Raw genomic sequence first — 23,147 nt, 5'->3', positions numbered from 1 at the left:
GAGAAGAAGGACCCCATGCTGCTGGTGCCCCTCTACGAGCACCCCGCCGACCGGCCCGAGGCCTGGGAACGGCTCATCCGCGCCGCCGGCCGGCTGCACTCCGTGGTGCTCAACCCCGACAACGGCCCGGGCGACGCCCCCGACGAACGGTTCGCGCGGGTCTCGACCAGGCTGCGTGAGGCCGGGGTGTCCGTCCTCGGGTACGCCGACACCGACTACGGGCGCCGCCCGCACGCCGCCGTGGTGCGCGACCTGCTGCGCCACCGCGACTGGTACGGCGCCGACGGTGCCTTCCTCGACCAGGCCGCCTCCGGCCCCGAACTGCTGGCGCACTACGGGCGGCTCGCCATCGCCGCCCGGGCCGCGGGCGCCCGTACCCTCGTCCTCAACCACGGCGTCCACCCGCACCCCGGCTACGCGCGGCTCGCCGATCTGCTCGTCACCTTCGAAGGCCCCTGGGACGCCTACCGGGACCCGGCCGCCGAGCCGCCGCCCTGGACCGCCGACCACCCCGCACAGCGCTTCTGCCACCTCGTCTACGCCGTCCCGCCGGGCGCGCCCGCCGCCGAACTCGCCGAGCGGCTCGCGGCGGAACGGGGAGCGGGGGTGCACTGCGCGGTTCCCGGGACCGGCGCGCACCCGTGGGGGACCCTCCCGTACTTCTTGGAGGCGACCGGATGAACCGTTTCCCCCGCCTGCGCGGACCGCTGCTCCTCGCAACCCTCCTCCTGCTCGCCGCCTGTACGGCCGAACCGGACGACGACCTGCCGGAGCCGCTGCCGGACCGGGTGCCGGGGGAGCGCTGGCAGCCACGGCCCGGCACCGGCTGGCAGTGGCAGCTCAGCGGCAGGCTCGACACCTCGGTGGACGCGCCGGTGTACGACGTCGACGGGTTCACCACCACCAAGGCGCAGGTCGCCGCACTGCGGAAGGCGGGACGCCGCACCATCTGCTACCTCTCCACCGGCGCCTGGGAGGAGTTCCGGCCGGACGCCGACGACTTCCCGAAGGCGGTCCTCGGCCGGGGCAACGGCTGGGAGGGGGAGCGCTGGCTCGACATCCGGCGCCTCGACCAGCTGGAACCGCTGATGGCCGCGCGGCTCGACATGTGCCGGGACAAGGGCTTCGACGCGGTGGAGCCCGACAACATGGACGCCTACCGCAACGAGTCCGGCTTCCCCCTCACCGCCGAGGACCAACTGCGCTACAACCGGCTGATCGCGAAGCTCGCGCACGACCGGGGCCTGGCGGTCGGGCTGAAGAACGACCTCGACCAGATTCCGCAGCTGGTCGGCGAGTTCGACTTCGCCGTGAACGAGCAGTGCGCCCAGTACGACGAGTGCGAGCGGCTGACCCCCTTCATCAAGGCCGGGAAGGCCGTCTTCCACGCGGAGTACGAGCTGCCGGCGGACCGGTTCTGCGAGCGCTCGCGCGAGCTGCGCCTGAGCTCCTTGCAGAAGGAGTACGACCTCGGCCCCTGGCGCCGCACTTGCCGGTAGCCTCCGGCGGAGCCCAACTGGACCTGGCCGGAGCCGAACCGAGCCCCGCCGGCGAGGCTGGAGGACGGCCGAGGCTGCAAGGCGGAGGGTTCAGACGGGGAGGACCGCGTGGACGCGGTAGCCGCCGCCGAAGCGGGGGCCCGCCGAGCAGGACCCGCCCAGCGCCGCGGCCCGCTCCCGCATGCCGAGCAGCCCGTGACCACCGCCCGCCTCGGCCGGCTCCGGCACGGCGGCGCCCCCGTCGTCCAGCACGGTCACCTCCACCGAGTCCCCCACGCGGACCACGCTGACCTCGGCCCGCACCTTCGGCCCGGCGTGTTTGCGTACGTTGGTCAGCGCCTCCTGGATCACCCGGTACGCCGCGAGGTCCACCGCGGCCGGCAGCGCCGCCGTCTCGCGCCCCAGCTGGACGATCACCTCCACCGGCAGCCCGGCATGCCGGAAGGTCTCCACCAGCTCGTCCAGTACGGCCAGCCCCGGCGCGGGCTCGGTCGGCGCCTGCGGATCACCGGACTGGCGCAGCAGCCCCACCGTGGCCCGCAGCTCGTTCAGCGCCGAGCGACTGGCCTCCCGTACGTGGGCGAGGGCCTCCTTGGCCTGGTCCGGCCGCTTGTCCATGACGTGCGCGGCCACGCCCGCCTGCACGTTGACCAGTGCGATGTGATGGGCCACCACGTCGTGGAGGTCCCGCGCGATCCGCAGCCGCTCCTCGGCGACCCGCCGCCGGGCCTCCTCCTCACGGGTCCGCTCGGCCCGCTCGGCCCGTTCCCGGATGGCGTCGATGAAGGCCCGGCGACTGCGCACCGCGTCACCGGCGGCCGCGGCCATCCCGGTCCAGGCGAAGATCCCCAGGTTCTCCTGCGCGTACCACGGCAGCGGCCCGGCCAGCATGGCCACGCCCGTCAGCGTCGCCATCGTGAGCAGCCCGGTCCGCCAGGTCGTCGGCCGGTCGGTGCTGGCGGCCACCGTGTACAGGGCGATCACCGCGCACATGGCGACGGGCGCGCGCGGATCCCCGGTGGTCAGCTCCAGCAGCGACAGCCCGCAGGTCACCGCGAGCACGGCCCGCATCCCCAGCCGCCGGAAGACCAGGGCCGCCGCGCCCAGCAGCATCAGCAGCAGGGAGAGCGGCTCGGGGGCGCGCGAGCCGAAGGTGGGTCCGTGGGGGCCGTGCGGATCGGCGAAGGACCCGATGACCATGAAGACGAAGGCCCCGGACGCGAGCACGGCATCGGTGGCGAGCGGATGGTTCCGCAGCCACTGCCGGGTGGGCGCGAACGGCCCGAGGTCTGTCGTCACCCCGATACGGTACGGCCTGCCCCGGGCGCCGGCGGGCCGCGCCCGGGGCCGCCCACGCCGTCAGCGCATCGTCTCCAGATGCCTGCGGTGCATCCACTTCGGCAGGCCGGGGGCCTCCAGGAAGCCCTCGGCCCGGCCGGCCGCGATACCGATCCGCAGCAGGTCCGCGCTCTTCTCGAAGAGCATGAACCGCGGTTCCCAGATCGGCCGGTACTTGGCGTTGGCCCGGTAGAGGGACTCGATCTGCCACCAGCGGGAGAAGAAGCTGAGCAGCGAGCGCCACATCCGCAGCACGGGACCGGCGCCGAGCCTGGACCCGCGTTCGAAGACGGACCGGAACATCGCGAAGTTCAGCGAGACCTGGGTGACCCCGATCTCCTTGGACCGTTCGAGGAGTTCGATGACCATGAACTCCATCAGGCCGTTCTCGGAATCCCGGTCACGGCGCATCAGGTCCAGGGACAGGCCCTTGGGGCCCCACGGTACGAAGGACAGCACCGCCCGCAGCTCCCCGTGGCCGTCGGTGCACTCCAGCATCACGCACTGGCCGTCGCGGGGGTCGCCCAGCCGGCCCAGCGCCATCGAGAAGCCGCGCTCGGTCGCGCCGTCGCGCCAGTCGTCGGCGCGGCGCACCAGCACCTCCATCTCCTCGGCCGGGATGTCGGCGTGGCGGCGGATCCGGACCGAGTAACCGGCCCGCTTGACGCGGTTGTAGGCCTGCCGGACGGTCCGCATGGCCCGGCCCTCCAGCGTGAACTCGTCGGTCTCCACGATCGCCTCGTCACCGAGCTCCAGCGCGTCCAGGCCGTGGCGGGCGTAGATCTGCCCGGCCTCCTCGCTCGCGCCCATCACGGCCGGGACCCAGCCGTGCTCACGGGCCTCCGCCAGCCACGGCTCGATGGCGCCCGGCCAGGCCTCCGGGTCGCCGATCGGGTCGCCGGAGGCCAGCGAGACCCCGCCCACGACGCGGTAGGTGACGGCGGCCTTGCCGGTGGGGGACCAGACGACGGACTTCTCGCGGCGCAGGGCGAAGTAGCCGAGCGAGTCGCGCTCGCCCTGCTTGGCGAGCAGGGCCCGCAGCCGCTCCTCGTCCTCCTCGGTGAGCGGGTCGACGGCGCGGCGCGAGCGGAAGGCCGCGAACAGCACCGCGAGCAGCAGCACCATCGACATGACGTTGATGAAGACGTCCACCCAGCCGGGCGGGGTGATCGCGTCGTAGGACATGTCGTCCGGCGCCAGGGTGATCAGCCGCATCACCCCGTACCGCCAGCGGTCCAGGAAGCCCGCCTCGGAGCTGTCGGGCCCGGTGTCGGTGGCCCCGACCAGCAGGGCCGCGATCAGCGAGGTGACCAGCAGGCCGACGGCGGCGACGAGGGTGGCGAGCGCCGGGTTGGAGCGGTCGCCCTTGGCGTAGAACTCTCGGCGGCCCAGCAGCAGGGCGCCGACGAAGGCGGCGGTCAGGCCGAGCGAGACCCAGTTCTGCGGGTGGTCCCGGAACTCGGGGTAGCAGAGGTTGAAATCGCCCTCCGTGCACGGCGCGAAGGCCGCGACGGCGAAGGCGAGCAGCAGGAGGCCGGCCAGTACCAGGTTCAGGATCCAGGCGGCGCGTTTGCGGCGGCCCATGGTGACGGCCAGCAGCAGCGAGAACAGCCCGGACGCGAAGCCGGCCGTGAGCAGATAAGGGGTGTAGAAGTCGTCGGTGTTGTGTCTGCGCAGGTCCTGCCCGAGCGAAAGCCACACCGCGCTGAGGAAGTTGACGAAGGTGACGACGCGCAGGTACCAGACCGCGAAGGCGGCGCCGCGCCGTGAGCGGGTGCTCCCGCGGCCGGTCTCCCGGCCGCCCCCCGCCCCCTTGCCGGCGGGATCGCCGCCGGTGTCCTTCCTGCCGGACGTCCGACCCGGCGCCTGTGCGCCGCCGCGGTCGGTGTTCTCGCTGGTCAAACGGACCTCTCCCATAGAAAGTGATCTTATGGGGCGTCGCCGTCCACGAGTGAGCTCGGTCCGGGGACCGCGGCCTGCTCAGAACCGCGCGCCCCGCGGCTCATTGCGCCGGCTCCGGCGCCGCCCGCTCCGGGAGTTCCGCCGCGAGTGCGGCGGCCGCCTGGACCAGGGGAAGCGCCAGCAATGCCCCGGTTCCTTCTCCTACTGTGACGCCGTGGTCGAGCACGGGGTTGAGCGCCATCCGGTCCAGCGCCTTAGCCTGGCCCGGCTCGCCGGTCGCCTGCCCGGCCAGCCACCAGTCGGGGGCCCGGAAGGCGGCCCGCTGGGCCACCAGTCCGCAGGCCGCCGAGACCACGCCGTCGAGGATGACCGGCGTACGGCGCACCGCGCTCTGGAGCAGGAAACCGGTGATCGCGGCGACGTCGGCGCCGCCGACCGCCGCCAGCAGCGCGACCTGGTCGCCGAGGACCGGCCTGGCCCGGCGCAGCGCGTCGCGGACCGCCGCGCACTTGCGCATCCACGCCAGGTCGTCGATGGGCAGGCCACCGCGGCCGGTGACGACGGAGGCATCGGTTCCGCACAGGGCGGCGACGAGGGTGGCGGCGACGGTGGTCCCGCCCACGCTGAGGTCCCCGAGTACGACCAGGTCCGTCCCGGAGTCGGCCTCCTCGTCGGCGATCCGCATCCCGAGCCGCAGCGCCTCCTCGGCCTCCTCGGCCGTCAGCGCGTCCTCCACGTCGATCCGCCCGCTGCCGCGCCGGACGCGGTGGCGGACCACGTCCTCGGGCAGCAGCCCGGGGTCGCAGTCGAGCCCGGCGTCGACGATCCGTACGGTGGCGCCGAACCGGCCGGCCAGGACGGCGACGGGGCTGGCCCCCTCCAGCACGGTACGCACCAGCTCGTGGCCGGTGCCGGCGGGCCGGGCGGAGACGCCCGCGGCGGCGATCCCGTGGTCGGCGGCGAAGAGCACCACCCGGGGGCGCTCGATCGGCTTGACCGGCACCTGCCCCTGCGCGGCGGCGAGCCACTCGGCGAGCTCGTCCAGCCGGCCCAGTGCGCCGGGCGGCACGGCCAGCCGTTCACGGCGGTCCTCGGCGTCACGCCGGACGCCCCCGTCGGGGCGCTCGATCAGATCGGAGAAGTCGTCGAGATTCAGCGTGGTCATCTGCCAGAGCGTACAGCCGGTCGAGTCCGCTCTCGGGGGCCTCACGCCGCCCGGCAGCCTTACACGAGCGGGCTTCCGGCGCCCTGCTCCCCGGACCGGCCGGAAGCCGACCCGACCGCGCCGGGCTCCCCGGTCATCCCTGCTATTCCTTGAGAACGACCGCCTGCCCGGCGACGACGAGCACCACGTGTTCGCACTGGCCCGCGACCACCGCGTTCAGACGGCCCAGCTCGTCACGGAACCGGCGGCCCGAAGCCGTCGCCGGGACGATGCCCGAACCGGCCTCGTTGCTGACGACCACCACCTGGCGGCGGGTCGCCCGGACCGCCGACACCAGCTCGGCGGTCCGCTCGCGCACCTGCTGCTGCCCGCCCTTCGCCCAGACCGCGTCGTCCCACGCCCCGGCCCGGTCCATCGCGTCCGTCAGCCACAGCGCCAGGCAGTCGATCAGCAGCGGCGGGCCCGCTCCGGCCAGCAGCGGGACCAGGTCGCAGGTCTCCACCGTCCGCCAGTTCCCCGGCCGGCGCTCCCGGTGCAGGCTGACCCGCTGCGCCCACTCCGGATCCCCCTCGCGGGTGCCCGAGGTGGCCACGTAGACCACCTCCGGGAAGGAGGCCAGCCGCTGCTCCGCCTCGACGGACTTGCCCGACCGGGCCCCGCCCAGCACCAGGGTCCGGCGCGGCAGGTCCGGCACCGCCTGGTACTCACCGACGATCACCGTGGTCCCGTCCGGCACCGCCCGGGCACCGGCGGCCGCCAACCGGCGCTCCAGCTCCCGCCCCGGCGGGGTGTCGTGGTCCAGGTGCACGGCGATCACATCCGTGGCCGGGCCGATCGCGCCGCTCGCCCGCAGCCGCGCCAGCGCCTCGGGGCGGCCCAGCACGTCCGCGAGGACCACGTCGTACGGGCGCTGCCCCACCGCGCCGCCCGCGGAATCCGCCCGGGCCGACCCCAGCCCGCCGGGGGCCCCGCCGGGCGGGAGGTACAGCAGCCGGCTGCCGTCCGGGCCGGTCACCTCGTACCCGGTGCCCGGCGCGTCCATCGCCACCGCCCGCACCCGGTGCCCGGAGATCACCGACAGCTCCCGCCCGTCCGGCACCCGTCCCGCGGCCGGCAGTCCCGGCGGCAGTTCGACCGCGGGCCCGTCGTGCGGATGGGTCAGCAGGACCTGACGTACGCCGGCCAGGGAATGCCCGGCTCGGGCGCCGGCCAGTACCGCGCCCGGAGTCAGGTCGAGCAGTAGCGCCCCGTCGACGAGGACGGCCGTAGCGGCGCGGGAGCGGGGGCCGACGGAGACCGCGCAGGCCGCACAGGGGCAGCCGGGACGGGGCAGGCCCTCGGGTGTGCCGGTGCCGAGCAGAGTGAGTTCCACAGGATGATCCTCCCGCGTCGCCGGGACTGCTGCGCGCCCGGTTACTCTGCGGGCAGACTCAAGGCGAGAAGTGTGAGCAGCGGACGAGCAACGGAGGCGGACATGGCGTGGACGTGGCGGTTCGAGACGGCCGACGGCACCGAGACGAGCCCGTCGGTGGTTCCGGAGGAATTCACCACGCAGGGGGACGCGGAGTCCTGGATCGGTGAGTACTGGAAGGACCTGCTGGAGGGCGGCACCGAGCAGGTGAAGCTGTCCGACGACAGCGGGACCGAGCTCTACACGATGAGCCTGCGGGCGGCGCTGGACGCCTGACGCCCGGCCGCACCGAGCAGGACCGCGGTGAGCGGCGGCGGCCGGGACCCGGACCCGGGTCCCGGCCGGACCGGGCCCGGAGCGGATCCCGCCGCCCCCGGGTCAGTGCCCGCCCGGGTGCGTGCCCGGATGCGGCCGGCCGGGCCGGCGGCTCAGCCTCGTACGCCGCACAGGTGCAGCAGCGCGGCGACCCCGCGGTAGGGGTCCGTCCGCCCGGCGCGGTCCTCCGCGGCCAGCAGCCGCTCCAGCTCGTCGTCGGGCGGTAGCGTCTCGCCGGCCTCGGTCCCGTCGGTGAAGACGCGGACGCCGTACCAGGCCTGCAGCGGCGCACCGATCCCGCACAGCGTGGCCGTCAGCCCGGCGAGCCGGTCGGCGCGCACGTCGAGGCCCAGCCGGTTCGTGTAGTCGAGGCTGTCGAAGGCGGCCAGCGCGGCCGCCCAGTCGCCGGCCAGGCCCGGGCGCATGGCGAGGGCGTCGCCGTTGCGCACGAGCAAGGACAGCAGTCCGCCGGGGGCGAGCATCCGGGCCAGCCCGGCGAGCATGGCGTCCGACTCGGGCACGTACATCAGCACCCCGTGGCACAGCACCACGTCGAAACTGCCCGGCAGGAAGTGCGCGCCGGTCTCGCGGCCGTCACCCTCCATGAGCCGGACCCGGTCGCGGATCCCGGCCGGTTCCGCGGCCAGCGCCTCACGGGCGACGGCCAGCATGGCGGGATCCTGCTCCAGCCCCGTCACCCTGTGCCCGGCACGCGCCAGGCGCAGCGCCTGCGTCCCCTGGCCCATGCCGACGTCGAGCACGCGCAGCCGCTGCCCGACCGGGAAGCGCTGCGCTATCTGCTCGTCCACCTGCCGGCCCACGAGCTCCTGCCGGACGGCGTTGCGCAGCCCGCCCAGGCCTTCCAGCCACAGGCGGCCCCCCTCGGTGAAGCCCTGCCCGGGCGCGGCCGCTCCGGGCGTCGCTCGACTCAGGGCCGTTCCCCGCGCTTGACCTGCGGCTTGGGCAGCCGCAGCCGGCGCATCTGGAGCGTGCGCATCAGGCCGTACGCGACGGCGCCGCGGCGCGGTTCGTTGGCGAAGCGCTCGTTGAGGGCCTTGCGGAGGCGGAGCACCAGTCCGACGGAGTCGACGATGATCAGCGCGATGACACCGAGCCACAGCAGCAGCGCGATGTTCTGGATCGACGGCACCCGCACCATGCTGAGCACCAGGATGATCACCGCCAGCGGCAGGAACATCTCGGCGACCGAGAAGCGGGAGTCCACGAAGTCGCGGACGAACCTGCGGACGGGCCCCTTGTCACGGGCGGGCAGATAGCGCTCGTCGCCACTGGCCAGCGCCTCGCGCTGCTTGGCCATCTCTACCCGGCGGCGCTCACGGGCACGCTTGGCATCCTCCTTGCGGTTGCCGGTCGAGGCCACCACGGCCTTGCGCTGCGACTGGGCCACAGCACGCTTCGGCGTAGGGCGGCCCTTCGGGGCCTGCGGGTTACGGGGCTGCGAGAGGTCGGCGCTCACCTTGTCGGTGGCGGCGGCCTTCTCTTCCTTGGAGGAGCGGCTACCAAACACATGCCAACCCTACGTGGTCAGGGGCACGGCCCCCACCCCGGTGGGGAACGATCCGGCAACGGCGGGCGTCCTTCCCTGTGCACGGTTCGCGCCGGGCCCGTTCCTCGCGGCCCGGCGTCTCCTCGGGTCACCTCCTCCTTGCGCCTGACAAACGGCGGGCGTAGTCGTCCTGGAGGAGGAGCGCATCCGTGCCCGAACAGTGCGGTAATGGAGACAGGGCCCGTACTGTGGGTCTTGTTGGTGACCTGGAGCGAAGTCCGTCAGAAGGGGGCGCGCGAAGCCCATGAGCGGTGTCATGAAGCGTATGGGAATGATCTTCCGCGCGAAGGCGAACAAGGCCCTTGACCGGGCCGAGGACCCGCGCGAGACCCTCGACTACTCGTACCAGAAGCAGCTGGAGCTGCTTCAGAAGGTACGCCGCGGGGTCGCCGATGTGGCGACGTCCCGCAAGCGCCTGGAACTGCAGCTCAACCAGTTGCAGGGGCAGTCCGCCAAGCTGGAGGACCAGGGCCGCAAGGCCCTCGCCCTGGGCCGCGAGGACCTGGCCCGCGAGGCCCTGTCCCGCCGGGCCTCCCTTCAGCAGCAGGTCGGCGACCTGGAGGTGCAGCACCAGACCCTGCAGGGCGAGGAGGAGAAGCTGACCCTCGCCGCGCAGCGTCTCCAGGCCAAGGTGGACGCTTTCCGGACGAAGAAGGAGACCATCAAGGCCACTTACACGGCGGCCCAGGCGCAGACCCGCATCGCGGAGTCCTTCTCCGGCATCTCCGAGGAGATGAGCGACGTCGGCCTCGCCATCCAGCGGGCCGAGGACAAGACCGCCCAGCTGCAGGCCCGCGCCGGCGCCATCGACGAGCTGCTGGCCTCGGGCGCGCTGGACGACCAGAGCGGCCTCGGCTCCAAGGACGACATCCAGGCCGAACTGGACCGCCTGTCGGGTGGTACGGACGTGGAGCTGGAGCTCCAGCGCATGAAGGCGGAGCTGGCCGGCGGCCCGTCCGCGCAGCAGCAGGCCATCGAGGGCGGAGCCGCGGGCTCCGCCCAGCAGCCGCAGAGCCAGCACCGGTTCGACAAGCAGTAGGACGGGGCCCGTCATGATTGTCCGCATCATGGGGGAAGGTCAGGTGGAGGTGGCCGACAGCCACCTCACCGAGCTCAACAGGCTGGACGACGAACTCTTCGCCGAGGTGCAGGGCGGTGACGAGGAGGGCTTCCGGCGCACGCTGGGGCAGCTGCTCGATGCCGTGCGGCGCCTGGGCAAGCCGCTTCCGGACGACGCGCTGGAGCCGTCCGAGCTGATCCTGCCCGCCGAGGACGCGACGCTGGACGAGGTCAGGGAGATGCTCACCGGCGGCGGGCTGATCCCGGGCTGAGCCCGGGGTCCCGCTCCCCGCGCCGTCAACGAGTACCGGTGCCCGCTCCCGACCTCCGGGGGCGGGCGCTGGCCCGTTGCAGGGCACGGATCCGGTTCAGCGCGTGGACTGCGTCAGGGCGTGCGCCGCTTCTCCACCGCGACCGCCTCCTGGGGGTCGGGGGTTCCGCCGATGAAGTTCTCGAAGCGGCGGCGGGGCCCCGCCCAGCGCCGGTCGTGGTGGAAGGCGCGCAGCCCCGCCCTGGCCCGGGCGCGCGGGCGGCTCGCGTAGAACCTCTTCGCGTACGGGGAACCGGGCCGGGCCAGCCGGATCGCGCCGACCAGTGCCACGAGGGGGACGACCGTACCGAAGACGGCGGTGCGCGGTTTGCCCTTCCACAGGGCGATCAGGGCCAGGAAGAAGTTCGTGGCCGTGTTCATGACCACCAGCGCCCGGTTGTGCCGCTCGTCGGCGCTCAGTTCGTTCACCCCGAAGGGCAGGAACCCGCCCAGTACCAGCGCGACCAGCGCGGCCGTCAGGACCACCATCTCCACGCTCTTGCGGCCCTGCTCGGTCCAGTACACGTCGTCGAGGTGCAGGATCAGCGCGAACTCGTCCAGCACGAGGCCCGCGCCGAGGCCGAAGAGCACGGCCGAGAGCGCGGAGCCGAAGCCGTGCGCACCGCTGCCGATCGCGCCGAAGCCGCCGATGATCACGAGGATCACCCCCGGTACGACGTGGTGCACGTGCACGCCGCCCGGGGTGATGTTCTTGAAGGGTCCCTTCCCCGCCCGGATCGCCCGGGTGATCACTCGGGTGACGAGGAAGGAGAAGACGAACGAGAGCAGGGCCAGCAGCAGGGGCAGCTTCCCCGGTTCGACGATGTTTCGGTACCACCAGTGATCCATCCGACCGACTCCCCGCTGGGCAACTCCCCTTTTTGGTGGGTAACGGGTAATTTACCGCCCGCGGTGAGCGGGTAGCGTTCGCGCCGATGAAAGATTCGTTCGATGATCCGCCCCTGAGACCGCCCGTGGAACGCGCCTCGCTCCTCGACGGGGTCCGTTTCGCCTTCGGCACCCTGACCGTGCTGCCCGCCCGCATCACCCGCTGGGACCGCCCCGCCGCCCGCACCGGAATGGCCTGCGCTCCCCTCGCCGGGCTGGTGGTGGGTCTGCTCGCGGCCGTGCCCGGGGCGCTCCTGCTGCTGCTCGGCGGGGGCCCGCTGCTCGCCGCCGCCGTCACCGTCGCCGTACCGGCCGCCCTGACCCGGGGGCTGCACCTGGACGGCCTCGCCGATACGGCGGACGGGCTGGGCAGCGCCAAACCGGCCGGGGAGGCGCTGCGCATCATGAAGCAGTCCGACATCGGCCCCTTCGGCGTCGTGACCCTGCTGCTCGTGCTGCTCGTCCAGGTCGCCGCCCTCTCCCAGGCGTACGCCGACAGCTGGATCCGCGGCGCACTCGCCGCCGTGACCGCCGCGGTGACCGCCCGCCTCGCCATGACCCTGGCCTCCCGCGAAGGCGTCCCTGCGGCCCGCCCCGAAGGCCTCGGCGCGGCCGTCGCCGGCGTGGTCCCGCGCGGCGCGGCCGCCGCGCTCGCCGCCGCCACCGCGCTGGCCGCCGCGGCCGCCGCCCTGCCGATGGGCCTTCCCGAGGCGGCCCGGCACGCCGCGGCGGTCCTCGCGGCCCTGCTGGGCGCGCAGCTGCTGCTGCGCCGGTGCGTCCGCCGCTTCGACGGGGTCACCGGGGACGTCTTCGGAGCCCTGGCCGAAGTCGCGGCGACCACCGCGCTGGTGGTCCTGGCCCTGGGCTGACCCGGCCGCCCCTGCGCCGCCTCCGCCCCGCTCCGGTGCCGGCCGCGCGGGGCGACGTACCCTCGGCCCGTGGATCACACGACGACGGAACCGACCGCCGCCGCGCCCATCAGGGTGCTGCTCGCCGACGACCAGGCGCTCCTGCGCAGCGCCTTCAGGGTGCTCGTCGACTCGGAGCCGGACATGCTGGTCGTCGGGGAGGCCGCCGACGGGGCGCAGGCCGTCGCCCTCGCGCGGGAGGCCCGGGCCGACGTCGTGCTGATGGACATCCGGATGCCCGGTACCGACGGGCTCGCCGCCACCCGCATGATCAGTGCGGACCCCGAGCTGGCCGCCGTGCGCGTGGTGATGCTGACGACCTTCGAGGTGGACGAGTACGTGGTCTCGGCCCTGCGGGCGGGAGCCTCGGGCTTCCTCGGCAAGGGCGCGGAGCCCGAGGAGCTCCTGGCCGCCATCCGCGTGGCCTTCGCCGGGGAGGCGCTGCTCTCCCCGGCCGCCACCAAAGGGCTCATCGCCACCTTCCTCGCCCAGGGCGGCGGGGCCGGCCCGGCCGGGGGCGCTTCGGCCGGCGCGCACGCCGAGCGGCTCGACGCGCTGACCGTACGGGAGCGCGAGGTCCTCGTACTCGTGGCCCAGGGGCTGTCCAACGACGGGATCGCCGGTCGGCTGGAGGTCAGCCCGCTCACCGTGAAGACCCACGTCAACCGGGCCATGGCCAAGCTCGGCGCCCGGGACCGGGCCCAACTGGTGGTCATCGCCTACGAATCGGGACTCGTCCGGCCCCGCGCCGAGTAGCGGCGCGCGCCCCCCGGTCGGCCCCGGTCGGCCGGGCCCGGCCGCGCCGAAGGGCCGCCCCCCGGTCCGGGGTGCGGCCCTTCGGAGGGCAGCGGGTGCTAAGGCAGCGCCAGCATCCGCTCCAGGGCGAGCTTCGCGAAGCTCTCCGTCTCCTTGTCGACCTCGATCCGGTTGACCAGGTTTCCCTCGGCCAGGGACTCCAGGGTCCACACCAGGTGCGGCAGGTCGATGCGGTTCATCGTGGAGCAGAAGCAGACCGTCTTGTCGAGGAAGACGACTTCCTTGTCCTCGGCGGCGAATCGGTTCGCCAGGCGCCGGACCAGGTTCAGCTCGGTACCGATGGCCCACTTGGAGCCGGCCGGGGCCGCCTCCAGCGCCTTGATGATGTACTCGGTGGAGCCCACGTAGTCCGCGGCCGCCACGACCTCGTTCTTGCACTCGGGGTGCACGAGGACGTTCACGCCGGGGATACGGGAGCGCACGTCGTTGACCGAGTCGACCGAGAACCGGCCGTGGACGGAGCAGTGGCCGCGCCACAGGATCATCTTGGCGTTCCGCAGCTGTTCGACGGTCAGGCCGCCGCCCGGCTTGTGCGGGTTGTAGAGGACGCAGTCGTCGAGGGACATGCCCATGTCGCGGACGGCGGTGTTGCGGCCCAGGTGCTGGTCGGGCAGGAAGAGGATCTTCTCGCCCTGCTCGAAGGCCCACTCCAGGGCCTTCTTCGCGTTGGACGAGGTGCAGATCGTGCCGCCGTGCTTGCCGGTGAAGGCCTTGATGTCGGCCGAGGAGTTCATGTACGAGACGGGCACGGTCACGTCGGCGATGCCGGCGTCGGTCAGTACGTCCCAGCACTCCGCCACCTGCTCGGCGGTGGCCATGTCGGCCATCGAGCAGCCGGCGGCCAGGTCGGGCAGGACCACCTTCTGGTCGTCCGAGGTCAGGATGTCCGCGGACTCGGCCATGAAGTGGACGCCGCAGAAGACGATGTACTCGGCCTCGGGCCGGGCGGCCGCGTCCTTGGCCAGCTTGAAGGAGTCACCGGTCACGTCGGCGAATTCGATGACCTCGTCCCGCTGGTAGTGGTGGCCGAGGATGAAGACCTTGTCCCCCAGCTTCTCCTTGGCCGCGCGGGCACGCGCCACCAGGTTGGGGTCCGACGGCGAGGGCAGGTCGCCGGGGCACTCCACCCCGCGCTCGCTCTTGGGGTCGGCTTCACGGCCGAGCAGCAGCAGGGCAAGCGGCGTCGGCTGGACGTCCAAAGGCTGGGCGGTGGTCACGACACGCACCCTTTCTGTTCTGCGACAACGGACTGCTGAGGGCATCGATTCGACTTCTCGTCTACTTGACGCTATCTATCATAACCGCTTCACGTCACTTTGACGATGCCGATAGTGTCAATGTGACGCATTAGCCCGCGGCTCATCCGGTCCGCCCCCGCGCCCGGTGTGCGAGCATGAAGAGGAACAGCGTCGGGTCCGGAATGAATCCGCGGCCCCGCTCGTTGCCACCGACGGCAAGAGTCCGACGTTTCCCTGTCTCCGGCGGGGAGCCGCCCACTTCGGGAGTGAATGCAGATGTCCGTACAGGACGACAAGACCACTGTGAGCGACGGCATCCTCCTGTCCGACGCCGCCGCCGAAAAGGTCAGGACCCTGCTGGAGCAGGAAGGCCGCGAGGACCTGGCGCTGCGCGTCGCCGTCCAGCCCGGCGGCTGCTCGGGCCTGCGCTACCAGCTCTTCTTCGACGAGCGCTCCCTCGACGGGGACGTCGTCAAGGACTTCGACGGTGTGAAGGTCGTCACCGACCGGATGAGCTCCCCGTACCTGCACGGCGCCTCCATCGACTTCGTCGACACGATCGAGAAGCAGGGCTTCACGATCGACAACCCGAACGCGACGGGTTCCTGCGCCTGCGGCGACTCGTTCAGCTAAGCCCCGGCCCAGCTCTGCGGGAAGGGCCCGCCCCCGGTCGAATCCGACCGGGGGCGGGCCCTTCCCGCATGTAGGCCCGCTGCATCTCTCGGCGGCTACGGCTATACGGCTACTGCGGCGGCAGCGGCTTGCCGGTGGTCGCGTCGAGCACCTTGCGCTCGCCCAGCGGCTGCTGGAGCGTCGCCGACACGGACATCTCCTGCGCGAGCATGATGCAGGCCTGGCCCGGCTTGTGCGGCGTGTCGATGATCTTCACCAGGACCGACGCCGCCTGCTCCCGCGCTTCCAAGGCGTAGGAGGAGCACACGCTGCCCCAGAAGTGAACCGTCAGCTTCCGGTCACCCGCGGCGTACGAGAACCCGGGCACGGTGCGCCCGTCCGTCGGCCCCGGGGACTCCTGCTCGGCGGCGGCCGGCTGGGCCACGGTGTGGCCGGGGCCGCCGTCCTTGCCCGCCACCTCGAAGAGCCAGGCCGGCACCAGGCCCCGCGCGCCCTCCAGCGTCCCCGCCGCCAGCCCGAGCACAGCGCCCCGTACGGTCTCCGTGCGCGGCGGCTTCATCGGGCGCGGCTCCGGATCGCACGGCACCGCGCCCGGGGCCGTGGCGGTGGCGTCCGGTTCCAGCGGGACCGAGGACGCGCAGCCGCTGGGGGCGGGAGCCGCGCCGTCCGAGCCGCCCGAGGCGGCGTTCAGCCGGGCCAGCGCCTCCACGGCGCCCACCACCGGCTGCTCGGCGCCCCGTACCGGCGCCTTCAGCTCGCCGCTTCCCGCCACCACCTGGGCGTCCGCGCCCACGCTCACTTTGGTGGTCCAGCCCTGCGTGGGAAGGCCGCCGATCACCGGGTCGGCGCTCACCACCCGGACCGCTCCCTGGGTCAGGCGCGCGTCCAGCTCCGCCCCCTCCTGACCCGCCGCGATCAGCACCGGAGCCGCGGCGGCCTTGGCGGCCTCCTCCGAGACCGGCTTGCCCGCGCCCGCGCCCGCGCCGTCGGCGCCGTGGGGGAGGGTGGCCGGACCGCAGGTGTCCTTGCCGCGCACGCAGTCGTCCCCGGCGCCGTTGCCCGAGCCCTGGCCCGTGCCCTGGTAGCGCTGGAAGTTCCACGTTCCCGGGGCCTTGAGGGTCACCGTGAGCCGGGGCCCCGATCCGTCGGCGGCCTCCCCGGCCAGCCAGACGTCGCCACTCTGGCGCGGGGCCCCCGCGATGCCGAGGGCGGTGGCGAGCCGGGTCACCTCCGCCGGGGTGACCTCGCCGGACGCGGTGAAGGCGGGCGCCTTGGCCGGGCCTTCCGGGAGCGGGGCGGCCGCGCGGTAGACCACCCCGCCGCCGGAGGGGTCCGGCTCACCGGGCGCGATGCCCGGCCCGGTGGGGATCCCCGCCGCACGGGGCGCGGAGGCGGTGGTGTCGCCCGTACGGCTGCCCGACGCGCCGTCGCCGTGGGCCGTCGACGCCCAGTACGCGCCCCCTCCGCCCGCCAGCAGGACCGCGGCCGCGATCGAGCCGACGGCCCAGGCCGGCCGCCGTCGTGTGCCGCGTGATGTATCGGGTTGTTCGCTGGTCACCGCATCGCTCCTTCGCCAGTCCCGTCGTACGTGACGCGGGTGTGACGAAACAGTCGCGCGAACGGTTCCCCGGCGCCCGGTGGATCCGCTCAGTCGCCGTACGCGGCGGTGGAGGCGATCAGCCGCGCCGAGGCCGCAGGGACCCTGATCCCGTGGATCTGCGAGGCGGCGACCGGGTCCGGCCGGGGGCCCGCCGGGACCGCCCAGTGCGGGGCCATCCGGGCGCAGTCGCCGAGCAGCTCCGCGAAGTCCGGCGGGCGCGAGCCTTCCGCTCGGCGCGCGTCGGCGGTGTACTCGGTGGAACCGAAGCCATCGGTAGAGGTCATGGGGGCACCGTAGGCACCGGGGCCCACGGGAAGAAAGGCCTACTACGGGGTAGTTTCGGCCGGTCGGTTCACGGTCGGTGACGGGGTAGTTTTGAATGTCCGCTTGCCATCCTCCGCAGGAGCGTCCACGCCGTGCGCATCGCAGTCACCGGCTCCATCGCCACCGACCACCTCATGACCTTCCCCGGCCGATTCGCCGATCAGTTGGTCGCGGACCAGCTGCACACGGTCTCGCTCTCCTTCCTCGTCGACAACCTCGACGTCCGCCGGGGCGGCGTCGGCCCGAACATCTGCTTCGGCATGGGACAGCTCGGCATCCGCCCCGTCCTGGTCGGCGCGGCCGGCTCGGACTTCGACGAGTACCGCGCCTGGCTGGACCGGCACGGAGTCGACACCGACTCCGTCCGGATCTCCGAGGTGCTGCACACCGCGCGCTTCGTGTGCACCACGGACGCCGACCACAACCAGATCGGCTCCTTCTACACGGGCGCGATGAGCGAGGCCCGCCTCATCGAACTGAAGGCCGTCGCCGACCGGGTGGGCGGGCTCGACCTCGTACTGATCGGTGCGGACGACCCCGAGGCGATGCTCCGCCACACGGAGGAGTGCCGGACGCGCGGGATCCCCTTCGCCGCCGACTTCTCGCAGCAGATCGCCCGCATGGACGGCGAGAACATCCGCACCCTGATGGAGGGCGCGACGTACCTGTTCTCGAACGAGTACGAGAAGGGCCTCATCGAGTCGAAGTCCGGCTGGACCGACGAGGAGATCCTGGCCAAGGTCGGCACGCGGGTGACCACGCTGGGCGCGAACGGCGTGAAGATCGAGCGGGCCGGCGAGGCCGCGATCGTGGTCGGCTGCCCGGAGGAGACCGCGAAGGTCGACCCGACGGGTGTCGGCGACGCCTTCCGCGCCGGGTTCCTGGCCGGGGTGGGCTGGGGCGTCGGCCTGGAGCGGGCGGCGCAGGTCGGCTGCATGCTGGCGACGCTGGTCATCGAGACCCTGGGCACGCAGGAGTACACCCTCGCGCGGGCCCACTTCATGGACCGCTTCACGAAGGCGTACGGCGACGAAGCGGCGACGGAAGTCCGCGCCCATCTCTCCTAGGACGGCCTCCCTTCAGCCCCGCCCGGACCATTCCAGCCCCGCCGGCGTTTGAGGCGCAGGTCCGGGCGGAGCCCGCTTTGCCGGTCTTGTCCGGGCGGACGGCTGGCCCGCTTCGGCCGGGGCGGGCCGGATCTTTCCAGCCCCGCCGGCGTTTGAGGCGCGGGTCCGGGCGGAGCCCGGTGCGCCGGCGGAGCCGGTGGTCCCGGGACCCGCCCGGACCGGCCGACCCCGCGCGGCGCGCCCGCGGGCACCGGCATGCCCGGCACACCGCGGGTCAGACCAGGCGGCGGACCGTGTACGCCACACCCCGCGGCCGAGGGGCTTCGCCCACATACGCGTGCCCCCGCATCGCGCACCACGCCGGGATGTCCAGCCCGGCCACCTCGTCGTCCGAGACGACGGTCACCGTCCCGCCCACCGGCACCCGCCGGATCGCCCGGGCCAGCTCGATCACCGGCTGCGGGCAGCGCAGCCCGAGCGCGTCGAGCTCCAGCGACTCGGCCACCGGGGGCTCCGCCGGGGGTTCGCTCACGCCGAGCTTCTCCCGTACGCCCGCCACCGCGCCCGGCAGCACCTCCAGGAAGGCATTGACCTCCTGCGCCGTGGTCCCCGGCGGCAGGGAGACCCGTACGTTCCCCTCCGACAGCGCTCCCATCGCCCGCAGCACGTGACTGGGGGTCAGCGTGGAGCTCGTACAGGAGGAGCCGGAGGAGACGGAGAAGCCGGCGCGGTCCAGTTCGTGCAGCAGGGCCTCGCCGTCGACGTACAGGCAGGAGAAGGTGACCAGGTGCGGCAGCCTGCGATCGGGGTCGCCGACGACCTCGACGTCCGGGACCAGCCGGACCACCCGGCGCCGGATCCGGTCCACCAGGAGCCGCAGCCGGGCGGCCTCCGCGTCGGCCTCGGCCCGTACGGCCCGCAGGGACGCCGCCGCCGCCACGATCGCGGGGAGGTTGGCGAAGCCGGGGGAGCGGCCCGATTCCCGTTCGTCCGCCGGGCCTTGCGGCGAGAAGCGCACCCCCTTGCGGACGGCCAGCAGTCCGACTCCCGGCGGTCCGCCCCATTTGTGCGCACTGGCGGCGAGGACCGACCAGGCGCCCTCCACGGGGCCCCAGCCCAGTGACTGCGCCGCGTCCACCAGCAGCGGCACCCCGGCCGCCCGGCAGGCCTCGGCCACCTCCGCCACCGGCTGCACGGTGCCCACCTCGTGGTTGGCCGACTGGAGGCAGGCGAGCGCGGTCGAGGGGTCCAGCGCGGCCGCGTACCCGGCGGGAGTCACCGCGCCCCACCGGTCCACGGGGACCTCGGCGACCGTCCCGCCCTGCGCCTCGTGCGCGGCCGCCGCGTGCAATACAGAACTGTGTTCGACCGCCGATACGACCAGGCGGTTCCCGGCGCGCCGGCGCCCCGCCAGGGCGCCCGCGACGCCCGCGTGAACCGCGTGCGTGCCCGAAGGAGTGAAGACGAGCTCGTCGGGGCGGCAGCCCACCGCCTCCGCCGCGGCCTCCCGCGCCGCGTCCAGCAGCAGCCGCGCGCGCCTGCCCTCCCGGTACAGCCGGGCGGGATCGGCCCAGCCCTCGTCCAGGGAGGCCTGCAGGGCCTGCCGGGCCACGGGGTGCAGGGGAGCGGCGGAGGCGGCGTCGAAGTACGGCATCCGGCCACGCTAACCGGCGTACGCCGATGCCCGAGGTCAGGGGCCGTCAGATGCCCTCCCGGGCGCGTGATTCAGGGCCGTTCGGACCGTCCCCCGGACGGCGCATCCATCCCTTCGGGGTCAGTAGCGGCGCGTTGGGCACCCTCCCCGCGCGACCCCAAATAGCGTCCAGTAGGGTTTGGTCCGCATAAACATCCAAACCCCTGCCTGCGTCAGGGCCGGCGACCGACCCGAACACGGCCGCGGCCGGCCGCGCGGGCCGAGACTCTCGGGAAGGCGCTACGTGAGTCCCTACGGCTCCGACCGCTCGCCGCGGCGCCCGATGCGGCGGAAGCTGCTGCAGGCGTTGACTGCGGGCGTGGTCCTGGCGACCGCCACAGGTTGCTCGTACACATATAAAGACTTCCCCAACCTCGGAATGCCGGACCCGGTAACCGAGGAGGCGCCGCGGATCCTCTCGCTGTGGCAGGGGTCCTGGGCGGCCGCACTGATCACGGGCGTCCTCGTCTGGGGTCTGATCATCTGGAGCGTCATCTTCCACCGGCGCAGCCGGACGAAGATCGAGGTGCCCGCGCAGACCCGGTACAACATGCCCATAGAGGCGCTGTACACCGTGGTCCCGCTCATCATCGTCTCGGTGCTCTTCTACTTCACCGCGCGTGACGAGTCGAAGCTGCTCGCCCTCTCCTCCAAGCCGACGCACACGATCAACGTGATCGGCTTCCAGTGGAGCTGGGGCTTCAACTACGTCGAGAACGTCGACGGTGACGCGGCGACTCCGAAGGCGGGCGAGGTTCCCAAGGAGCTCGCCTCCCTCCCGGACCGCTTCACGAAGCAGTTCCCGGCGGGCGCCGAGGGCGTCTACCAGAAGGGCGTTCCCGGCGACCGGGACCCGGACACCAACGACCCCGGGCCGACCCTCTACCTCCCCAAGGGCGAGAAGGTCCGCTTCATCCTGTCGTCCAACGACGTCATCCACTCCTTCTGGGTGGTGCCCTTCCTGTTCAAGCAGGACGTCATCCCGGGCCACACCAACGTCTTCGAGGTCACCCCGACCGAAGAGGGCGTCTTCAAGGGCAAGTGCGCCGAGCTCTGCGGCGTCGACCACTCCCGGATGCTCTTCAACGTCAAGGTCGTCTCGCCCGAGGAGTACCGGGCGCACCTGAAGGAGCTGGCGGAGAAGGGGCAGACCGGCTACCTCCCGGCCGGCATCAAGCAGACCGACCCGGCCCGGAACGCGGAGACGAACACACTGTGAGCATCCTCAACGAATCCCAGGGTGCCGCCGCAGCTGACTCGTACGAGAACGAGCTGCCGGTACGGCGCAAGCAGCCGGGCAATGCCGTCGTGAAGTGGCTGACCACGACCGACCACAAGACCATCGGCACGATGTACCTGGTCACGTCGTTCGTGTTCTTCATGATCGGCGGTGTCATGGCGCTGTTCATGCGCGCCGAGCTGGCCCGTCCGGGCACGCAGATCATGTCGAACGAGCAGTTCAACCAGGCGTTCACGATGCACGGCACGATCATGCTGCTGATGTTCGCGACGCCGCTGTTCGCCGGATTCGCGAACTGGATCATGCCGCTGCAGATCGGCGCGCCCGACGTGGCGTTCCCGCGGCTGAACATGTTCGCGTACTGGCTCTACCTCTTCGGCTCGCTCATTGCGGTGGGCGGCTTCCTCACCCCGCAGGGTGCCGCCGACTTCGGCTGGTTCGCCTACTCCCCGCTGACCGACGTGGTCCGCTCGCCCGGTATCGGCGGCGACATGTGGATCATGGGTCTGGCCTTCTCCGGCTTCGGCACGATCCTCGGTTCGGTCAACTTCATCACCACGATCATCTGCATGCGCGCTCCCGGCATGACGATGTTCCGGATGCCGATCTTCACCTGGAACGTGCTGCTGACCGGTGTTCTGGTCCTGCTGGCCTTCCCGGTGCTGGCCGCCGCGCTCTTCGCGCTGGAGTCCGACCGCAAGTTCGGCAGCCACATCTTCGACGCGTCCAACGGTGGCGCGCTGCTGTGGCAGCACCTCTTCTGGTTCTTCGGGCACCCAGAGGTGTACATCATCGCGCTGCCGTTCTTCGGAATCATCTCCGAGGTGATCCCGGTCTTCTCCCGCAAGCCGATGTTCGGTTACATCGGCCTGATCGGCGCGACGATCGCGATCGCCGGCCTCTCCGTGACGGTGTGGGCCCACCACATGTACGTCACCGGTGGTGTGCTGCTGCCGTTCTTCTCCTTCATGACCTTCCTGATCGCGGTACCGACCGGTGTGAAGTTCTTCAACTGGATCGGCACCATGTGGAAGGGCTCGCTGTCCTTCGAGACCCCGATGCTCTGGGCCGTCGGCTTCCTGATCACCTTCACCTTCGGTGGTCTGACCGGCGTCATCCTGGCCTCGCCCCCGATGGACTTCCACGTCTCCGACTCGTACTTCGTCGTCGCGCACTTCCACTACGTCATCTTCGGCACCGTGGTCTTCGCGATGTTCTCCGGCTTCCACTTCTGGTGGCCGAAGTTCACGGGCAAGATGCTGGACGAGCGCCTCGGCAAGATCACCTTCTGGACGCTGTTCATCGGCTTCCACGGCACGTTCCTGGTGCAGCACTGGCTGGGTGCCGAGGGCATGCCGCGCCGTTACGCGGACTACCTGGCCGCCGACGGTTTCACCGCGCTGAACACGATCTCCACGATCAGCTCGTTCCTGCTCGGCCTGTCGATGCTGCCCTTCATGTACAACGTGTGGAAGACGGCGAAGTACGGCAAGAAGATCGAGGTCGACGACCCGTGGGGTTACGGCCGTTCGCTGGAGTGGGCGACGTCCTGCCCGCCGCCGCGGCACAACTTCCTCACCCTGCCGCGGATCCGTTCCGAATCCCCGGCGTTCGACCTGCACCACCCGGAGATCGCGGCCCTCGATCACCTAGAGGACCACAGTGAGGCGGCCAAGGCCGTCGCTGGTGGCAAGGAGGCCGGCAAGTGAAGATCCAGGGCAAGATGTTCCTGTGGCTGGCCTTCTTCATCCTGATCATGGCCGTCGTGTACGGCGTGTGGTCGAAGGAGCCCGTCGGTACCACCGCGCTCTTCCTGGCCTTCGGCCTGAGCGTCATGATCGGCTACTACCTGGCCTTCACGGCCAAGCGCGTCGACGAGATGGCCCAGGACAACCTTGAGGCCGACGTCGCCGACGAGGCGGGCGAGCTGGGGTTCTTCTCCCCGCACAGCTGGCAGCCGCTCTCGCTGGCCATCGGTGGCGCGCTCGCCTTCATGGGCGTCATCTTCGGCTGGTGGCTGATGTACTTCTCGGCTCCGGTCATCCTGATCGGCCTGTGGGGCTGGGTGTACGAGTACTACCGCGGCGAGAACCAGAACCAGTAACCGCGGCGGCGACAGCACACGCGTGGGGCCCGGACACCTCGGACAGAGGAGTCCGGGCCCCTCGTTTGCA

General features: G+C 72.3%; 23 protein-coding genes. 12 read left to right on the top strand and 11 right to left on the bottom strand.

Features of this window, described 5'->3' with window-relative positions; all coding sequences use genetic code 11:
- Positions 1 to 15 precede the first annotated feature (15 nt).
- Together ACWDX7_RS06640 and ACWDX7_RS06635 are read left to right on the top strand one after the other, a co-directional pair.
- Positions 16 to 681 (top strand): spherulation-specific family 4 protein, encoded by a 666-nt coding sequence (locus ACWDX7_RS06640; RefSeq protein ID WP_451492974.1) that lies wholly within the window; start codon positions 16 to 18, stop codon positions 679 to 681.
- Complete coding sequence (locus ACWDX7_RS06635; RefSeq protein ID WP_451492975.1) at positions 678 to 1,499, top strand: endo alpha-1,4 polygalactosaminidase; 822 nt, start codon at positions 678 to 680, stop codon at positions 1,497 to 1,499. Before ACWDX7_RS06640 ends, ACWDX7_RS06635 begins: the two co-directional genes overlap by 4 nt.
- Before the next feature lie 90 nt (positions 1,500 to 1,589).
- Here the strand turns inward: ACWDX7_RS06635 and ACWDX7_RS06630 are convergent, their stop codons facing one another.
- From ACWDX7_RS06630 to ACWDX7_RS06615, 4 genes are all read right to left on the bottom strand, one after another.
- Entirely contained in the window at positions 1,590 to 2,798 is a 1,209-nt protein-coding gene (locus ACWDX7_RS06630) for a sensor histidine kinase (protein ID WP_451492976.1), read from the bottom strand.
- A gap of 60 nt (positions 2,799 to 2,858) precedes the next feature.
- Entirely contained in the window at positions 2,859 to 4,754 is a 1,896-nt protein-coding gene (locus tag ACWDX7_RS06625) for a phosphatidylglycerol lysyltransferase domain-containing protein (protein ID WP_451492977.1), read from the bottom strand.
- 85 nt (positions 4,755 to 4,839) lie between these two features.
- The gene (cobT, locus tag ACWDX7_RS06620; RefSeq protein ID WP_451492978.1) at positions 4,840 to 5,904 is read right to left on the bottom strand and encodes a nicotinate-nucleotide--dimethylbenzimidazole phosphoribosyltransferase; all 1,065 of its coding nucleotides are present in this window, start codon (positions 5,902 to 5,904) and stop codon (positions 4,840 to 4,842) included.
- A gap of 142 nt (positions 5,905 to 6,046) precedes the next feature.
- Positions 6,047 to 7,276, bottom strand: coding sequence for a bifunctional adenosylcobinamide kinase/adenosylcobinamide-phosphate guanylyltransferase (locus ACWDX7_RS06615; RefSeq protein ID WP_451492979.1), 1,230 nt, complete (start codon positions 7,274 to 7,276; stop codon positions 6,047 to 6,049).
- Positions 7,277 to 7,378: 102 nt separating this feature from the next.
- Between ACWDX7_RS06615 and ACWDX7_RS06610 the strand changes: the two genes are divergently transcribed.
- Complete coding sequence (locus ACWDX7_RS06610) at positions 7,379 to 7,591, top strand: hypothetical protein (RefSeq protein ID WP_355412687.1); 213 nt, start codon at positions 7,379 to 7,381, stop codon at positions 7,589 to 7,591.
- A gap of 152 nt (positions 7,592 to 7,743) precedes the next feature.
- On the opposite strand, the gene ACWDX7_RS06605 is transcribed toward ACWDX7_RS06610, so the two are convergent.
- Together ACWDX7_RS06605 and ACWDX7_RS06600 are read right to left on the bottom strand one after the other, a co-directional pair.
- On the bottom strand, positions 7,744 to 8,451 hold the full coding sequence (locus ACWDX7_RS06605) for a class I SAM-dependent methyltransferase (RefSeq protein ID WP_451492980.1): 708 nt from the start codon (positions 8,449 to 8,451) through the stop codon (positions 7,744 to 7,746).
- Between the two features lie 107 nt (positions 8,452 to 8,558).
- Positions 8,559 to 9,158 (bottom strand): DUF3043 domain-containing protein, encoded by a 600-nt coding sequence (locus tag ACWDX7_RS06600; RefSeq protein ID WP_451492981.1) that lies wholly within the window; start codon positions 9,156 to 9,158, stop codon positions 8,559 to 8,561.
- Positions 9,159 to 9,441: 283 nt separating this feature from the next.
- Here ACWDX7_RS06600 and ACWDX7_RS06595 point away from each other — a divergent pair, with 283 nt between their 5' ends.
- Both ACWDX7_RS06595 and pspAA read left to right on the top strand, forming a co-directional pair.
- Positions 9,442 to 10,236, top strand: coding sequence for a PspA/IM30 family protein (locus tag ACWDX7_RS06595; protein WP_451492982.1), 795 nt, complete (start codon positions 9,442 to 9,444; stop codon positions 10,234 to 10,236).
- A gap of 13 nt (positions 10,237 to 10,249) precedes the next feature.
- Positions 10,250 to 10,528, top strand: coding sequence for a PspA-associated protein PspAA (pspAA, locus tag ACWDX7_RS06590; protein WP_451492983.1), 279 nt, complete (start codon positions 10,250 to 10,252; stop codon positions 10,526 to 10,528).
- Positions 10,529 to 10,641: 113 nt separating this feature from the next.
- Here the strand turns inward: pspAA and ACWDX7_RS06585 are convergent, their stop codons facing one another.
- Entirely contained in the window at positions 10,642 to 11,415 is a 774-nt protein-coding gene (locus ACWDX7_RS06585; RefSeq protein ID WP_451492984.1) for a hypothetical protein, read from the bottom strand.
- Between the two features lie 86 nt (positions 11,416 to 11,501).
- Between ACWDX7_RS06585 and ACWDX7_RS06580 the strand changes: the two genes are divergently transcribed.
- Positions 11,502 to 12,323, top strand: coding sequence for an adenosylcobinamide-GDP ribazoletransferase (locus tag ACWDX7_RS06580; protein ID WP_451492985.1), 822 nt, complete (start codon positions 11,502 to 11,504; stop codon positions 12,321 to 12,323).
- 69 nt (positions 12,324 to 12,392) lie between these two features.
- The gene (locus ACWDX7_RS06575; protein WP_451492986.1) at positions 12,393 to 13,118 is read left to right on the top strand and encodes a response regulator; all 726 of its coding nucleotides are present in this window, start codon (positions 12,393 to 12,395) and stop codon (positions 13,116 to 13,118) included.
- Between the two features lie 98 nt (positions 13,119 to 13,216).
- Here ACWDX7_RS06575 and nadA read toward each other — a convergent pair whose 3' ends face one another.
- Positions 13,217 to 14,404, bottom strand: coding sequence for a quinolinate synthase NadA (nadA, locus tag ACWDX7_RS06570; protein WP_451492987.1), 1,188 nt, complete (start codon positions 14,402 to 14,404; stop codon positions 13,217 to 13,219).
- 288 nt (positions 14,405 to 14,692) lie between these two features.
- Here nadA and erpA point away from each other — a divergent pair, with 288 nt between their 5' ends.
- Positions 14,693 to 15,049, top strand: coding sequence for an iron-sulfur cluster insertion protein ErpA (gene erpA / locus ACWDX7_RS06565; protein ID WP_008738845.1), 357 nt, complete (start codon positions 14,693 to 14,695; stop codon positions 15,047 to 15,049).
- A gap of 109 nt (positions 15,050 to 15,158) precedes the next feature.
- On the opposite strand, the gene ACWDX7_RS06560 is transcribed toward erpA, so the two are convergent.
- Together ACWDX7_RS06560 and ACWDX7_RS06555 are read right to left on the bottom strand one after the other, a co-directional pair.
- Positions 15,159 to 16,607 carry a hypothetical protein gene (locus tag ACWDX7_RS06560; protein WP_451493217.1) on the bottom strand — a complete coding sequence of 483 codons (1,449 nt, stop codon included), beginning with the start codon at positions 16,605 to 16,607 and terminating at the stop codon, positions 15,159 to 15,161.
- Between the two features lie 89 nt (positions 16,608 to 16,696).
- The gene (locus tag ACWDX7_RS06555; protein WP_451493216.1) at positions 16,697 to 16,933 is read right to left on the bottom strand and encodes a hypothetical protein; all 237 of its coding nucleotides are present in this window, start codon (positions 16,931 to 16,933) and stop codon (positions 16,697 to 16,699) included.
- Positions 16,934 to 17,065: 132 nt separating this feature from the next.
- Here ACWDX7_RS06555 and ACWDX7_RS06550 point away from each other — a divergent pair, with 132 nt between their 5' ends.
- Positions 17,066 to 18,040: a carbohydrate kinase family protein gene (locus ACWDX7_RS06550; protein ID WP_451493215.1), complete on the top strand. Its 975-nt coding sequence runs from the start codon at positions 17,066 to 17,068 to the stop codon at positions 18,038 to 18,040.
- 274 nt (positions 18,041 to 18,314) lie between these two features.
- Here the strand turns inward: ACWDX7_RS06550 and ACWDX7_RS06545 are convergent, their stop codons facing one another.
- Positions 18,315 to 19,694, bottom strand: a complete 1,380-nt coding sequence (locus ACWDX7_RS06545; protein WP_451493214.1) for an aminotransferase class V-fold PLP-dependent enzyme — start codon at positions 19,692 to 19,694, stop codon at positions 18,315 to 18,317.
- 283 nt (positions 19,695 to 19,977) lie between these two features.
- Here ACWDX7_RS06545 and ctaC point away from each other — a divergent pair, with 283 nt between their 5' ends.
- From ctaC to ACWDX7_RS06530, 3 genes are read left to right on the top strand one after another with little or no spacing between them, the layout of a single operon-like run.
- Positions 19,978 to 20,952, top strand: coding sequence for an aa3-type cytochrome oxidase subunit II (gene ctaC / locus ACWDX7_RS06540; RefSeq protein WP_451493213.1), 975 nt, complete (start codon positions 19,978 to 19,980; stop codon positions 20,950 to 20,952).
- Entirely contained in the window at positions 20,949 to 22,682 is a 1,734-nt protein-coding gene (gene ctaD, locus ACWDX7_RS06535; protein WP_451493212.1) for an aa3-type cytochrome oxidase subunit I, read from the top strand. Before ctaC ends, ctaD begins: the two co-directional genes overlap by 4 nt.
- Complete coding sequence (locus tag ACWDX7_RS06530; RefSeq protein WP_451493211.1) at positions 22,679 to 23,077, top strand: cytochrome c oxidase subunit 4; 399 nt, start codon at positions 22,679 to 22,681, stop codon at positions 23,075 to 23,077. Before ctaD ends, ACWDX7_RS06530 begins: the two co-directional genes overlap by 4 nt.
- Positions 23,078 to 23,147 lie beyond the last annotated feature (70 nt).

This window comes from Streptomyces sp. NPDC003034 (assembly GCF_053591375.1).
This window is presented reverse-complemented; position numbering and strand designations above follow the sequence as displayed.

What these genes read in the sequence shown, in the direction of transcription:
- erpA (WP_008738845.1), top strand. Translation starts at nt 14,693, where the DNA reads ATGTCCGTACAGGACGACAAGACCACTGTGAGCGACGGCATCCTCCTG.
- ACWDX7_RS06555 (WP_451493216.1), bottom strand. Translation starts at nt 16,933, where the DNA reads ATGACCTCTACCGATGGCTTCGGTTCCACCGAGTACACCGCCGACGCG.
- cobT (WP_451492978.1), bottom strand. Translation starts at nt 5,904, where the DNA reads ATGACCACGCTGAATCTCGACGACTTCTCCGATCTGATCGAGCGCCCC.
- ACWDX7_RS06625 (WP_451492977.1), bottom strand. Translation starts at nt 4,754, where the DNA reads ATGGGAGAGGTCCGTTTGACCAGCGAGAACACCGACCGCGGCGGCGCA.
- ACWDX7_RS06580 (WP_451492985.1), top strand. Translation starts at nt 11,502, where the DNA reads ATGAAAGATTCGTTCGATGATCCGCCCCTGAGACCGCCCGTGGAACGC.
- ACWDX7_RS06635 (WP_451492975.1), top strand. Translation starts at nt 678, where the DNA reads ATGAACCGTTTCCCCCGCCTGCGCGGACCGCTGCTCCTCGCAACCCTC.
- ACWDX7_RS06610 (WP_355412687.1), top strand. Translation starts at nt 7,379, where the DNA reads ATGGCGTGGACGTGGCGGTTCGAGACGGCCGACGGCACCGAGACGAGC.
- ACWDX7_RS06585 (WP_451492984.1), bottom strand. Translation starts at nt 11,415, where the DNA reads ATGGATCACTGGTGGTACCGAAACATCGTCGAACCGGGGAAGCTGCCC.
- ACWDX7_RS06640 (WP_451492974.1), top strand. Translation starts at nt 16, where the DNA reads ATGCTGCTGGTGCCCCTCTACGAGCACCCCGCCGACCGGCCCGAGGCC.
- ACWDX7_RS06595 (WP_451492982.1), top strand. Translation starts at nt 9,442, where the DNA reads ATGAGCGGTGTCATGAAGCGTATGGGAATGATCTTCCGCGCGAAGGCG.
- ACWDX7_RS06545 (WP_451493214.1), bottom strand. Translation starts at nt 19,694, where the DNA reads ATGCCGTACTTCGACGCCGCCTCCGCCGCTCCCCTGCACCCCGTGGCC.
- pspAA (WP_451492983.1), top strand. Translation starts at nt 10,250, where the DNA reads ATGATTGTCCGCATCATGGGGGAAGGTCAGGTGGAGGTGGCCGACAGC.